We start from the raw sequence: 2638 nt of genomic DNA, 5'->3' as shown, positions 1-2638 counted from the left end.
TGACGGCGATTGACCAGGCTAACAGCCAACTTGCAGGGATTCGAGAAGCAGAATCAAACCGAGCCTCACATTAGTGGGGCTTTTTTACGACCAGAAGAAGGAAAAGAAGATGTTTACAGTTAAACAAATTATCAATAACGCAACATCGCTCTACGAGGTTAAGGCGGTCAATATTGCTCGACCAGGTTCCGAACAGTGGAAACAGGCATTCGAACTGGCTGATAAGTTGGATATAGCGGTGCCAGATACCATTGAATGGGTGTTTCCCACTTATAAAGACGAGGGAATGACTCAGCCCATCGTGGAGGAACAGCATCTCTCTGTTGATCGGCAGGGTGGTAAGCGTGATGAATGCATCGCAATTATTTGCTCAGACCTAAATTGCGAAGCGTTCCCTGACTTACCTACTGGCGGGGGCATCGGCTATCAATTCCTGTACCGCGGCGATCAGCTATACGTTACAAACTCACATGGTGCGACCATTGAGACAGTGAAGTAGACATTACAGCAGGCATTCACTGAGTGCTTGTGATGACACTTGAAAAATTGGCAAAAGGACCAATATCAAAAATGGTTATCAATTGGAGCCATCATGATAATTGACGTCACAATGCTGGATAAATATATTGTTAGATCAAGTGAAGAAGCGAATCGACTGGAAGCAGTGAGAGCAGCTTTGGAAATAATCAAAGCCTCCGCGTCTGATAGTGGTGTTTCCAATGTAATTGAATTTACTAAACAGGAGATTTCAAATCTTGCCGATGCAATACAGAGCGCTATAGATAAGCAATAAGATCTCAACACAATAACAAACCGCCGCTTCCTAGCGGTTTGTTGCTTCGACGCTCATTACGCCAAATTATACTCACACCAGCTATAACGACCGCACCTATTGCGGCTCACAACTGCACACTGTAGCCAACTGCCTTAAGACGTGGAGAGGTTCATCACGTCGCGCTAACCTGCGCTGTGGTTACTGTGGTGGTCAGGGCCATACATCAAGCGCATGTCCACACAATGCAACCGGCGCCCGCCGCAGAACGCTGAGTGATGACTTCTATCTCGATTGATGAACGAGTCATGCGACAGAGGGCCCGGTGCACGTGGTCGATGTCGGCAAGGGTGCTTAAATGGACGTTTAGAAGTCTAAATGAGGCATGAAAGCCTACTTTGTAATCAAATGATAATCATTATCGTTGCGGGTCCTCCCACAGGGGTCCTCACCACGGGGCGGGGGACTCGCGGGAAACGGCTAGTTTTTCGTGTTTGATCAACTTCATCATCATCCGTATAGGTTACTGATTTTTATAATGGTGGAGTTAGCCCACATGTCGAATCGTTTATTTTTTGTTCACCATCATCATGGATAAAGAGATCGAGTCAATCCGGTTCAATATTAACCAGCTTGCGGGCATCACCGGTCTGCACCGGCAGACGATTTCCAGCCGGTTAAAGAACGTCGAGCCCGCTCCCGGTAGTAACGCCCGCCTCAAGCTTTATGCCTTGCCCGCGCTTCTTTGCGAGTTGATGAAAACCGGCGAAACCTTCGAAGTTGATCAGATGACACCGCCTGATCGTAAAGCGTGGTTTCAGTCAGAGCGCGAGCGGCTCAAGTTTCAGCAGGAAGTGGGGGAGTTGATCCCCGCTGACGATGTGGTGCGCGAGTTCTCTTCAATGGCAAAAGCCGTTATTCAGATATTGGAAACGCTGCCGGACATTCTGGAGCGAGACTGCGCCTTGCAACCCGCAGCGGTAATGCGTGTTCAGAGCATCATTGATGATCTGCGCGACAACATTGCGCAGAAAATCATAGAGGCCGACACACCAGACAATACAGAGGAGGATGCCACCGAGGAGGATTGATGGTCGCTCAGGCAACCGCATCAGCGGTACGGAAGAATGTTGCCGACATGGTGAGAGCGCCCCGGCGCATGCCTGTGTCTGAGGCCGTCTCCAAATACATGCGGGTGCCAATGGGGGCGGGTAACTCTGTTCCGTGGGACCCTTCGGTCGCACCCTATCTTATTGAACCCATGAACTGCCTGACATCACGCGAATACGATGCCGTGGTGTTTGTTGGCCCAGCTCGAACCGGTAAAACCATTGCACTCATAGACGGATGGTCCGCCTACAACCTGATGTGCGATCCGTCAGACATGCTCATTGTGCAGATGACGGAAGAGAAAGCGCGTGAGCACTCGAAAAAGCGTCTGGCGCGCATGTACAAACTTAGCCCGGAACTGGCGAAACGTCTTAGCCCCCGGCGTAACGACAATAACGTTTACGACCGCATATTCCTGGCGGGGAACTACCTGAAAATCGGCTGGCCGTCAGTCAATATCATGTCGTCGTCCGATTTCAAATGTGTAGCGCTGACCGATTACGATCGCTACCCCGAAGATATCGACGGCGAAGGGGATGCGTTTACGTTGGCGTCGAAACGTACCCAGACGTTTATGTCATCCGGCATGACGCTGGTGGAGAGTTCGCCAGGTCGGGATATCCGCGACAAAAAGTACCGTCGCAAATCAACGCATGAAGCGCCCCCGGCAACAGGGATCATGTCTCTGTACAACCGTGGAGATCGCCGTCGCTTGTACTGGCCGTGCCCACACTGTGGTGAGCATTTTCAGCCTAT

The 2638-nt window shown here is 50.6% G+C and carries 4 protein-coding genes; all 4 read left to right on the top strand.

What is annotated here, in order from left to right:
* Nucleotides 1–109: 109 nt before the first annotated feature.
* Complete coding sequence (locus J5224_RS24780; protein ID WP_264627874.1) at nt 110–499, top strand: hypothetical protein; 390 nt, start codon at nt 110–112, stop codon at nt 497–499.
* Nucleotides 500–538: 39 nt separating this feature from the next.
* Nucleotides 539–793 carry a hypothetical protein gene (locus J5224_RS24775; RefSeq protein ID WP_264627873.1) on the top strand — a complete coding sequence of 85 codons (255 nt, stop codon included), beginning with the start codon at nt 539–541 and terminating at the stop codon, nt 791–793.
* Between the two features lie 569 nt (nt 794–1362).
* A complete protein-coding gene (locus J5224_RS24770; RefSeq protein WP_264627875.1) occupies nt 1363–1863 on the top strand; it encodes a DUF1441 family protein in 501 nt (166 codons plus the stop codon).
* Nucleotides 1863–2638, top strand: a 776-nt coding sequence (locus J5224_RS24765) for a phage terminase large subunit family protein (protein ID WP_264627872.1), incomplete at its 3' end; no start/stop codon positions are given. The genes J5224_RS24770 and J5224_RS24765, both read left to right, overlap by 1 nt.

It is taken from the genome of Candidatus Symbiopectobacterium sp. NZEC135 (genome assembly GCF_025962695.1).
This window is presented reverse-complemented; position numbering and strand designations above follow the sequence as displayed.

Coding starts and splice junctions, on each gene's coding strand:
- J5224_RS24770 (WP_264627875.1), top strand. CDS start 1,363: ATGGATAAAGAGATCGAGTCAATCCGGTTCAATATTAACCAGCTTGCG.
- J5224_RS24780 (WP_264627874.1), top strand. CDS start 110: ATGTTTACAGTTAAACAAATTATCAATAACGCAACATCGCTCTACGAG.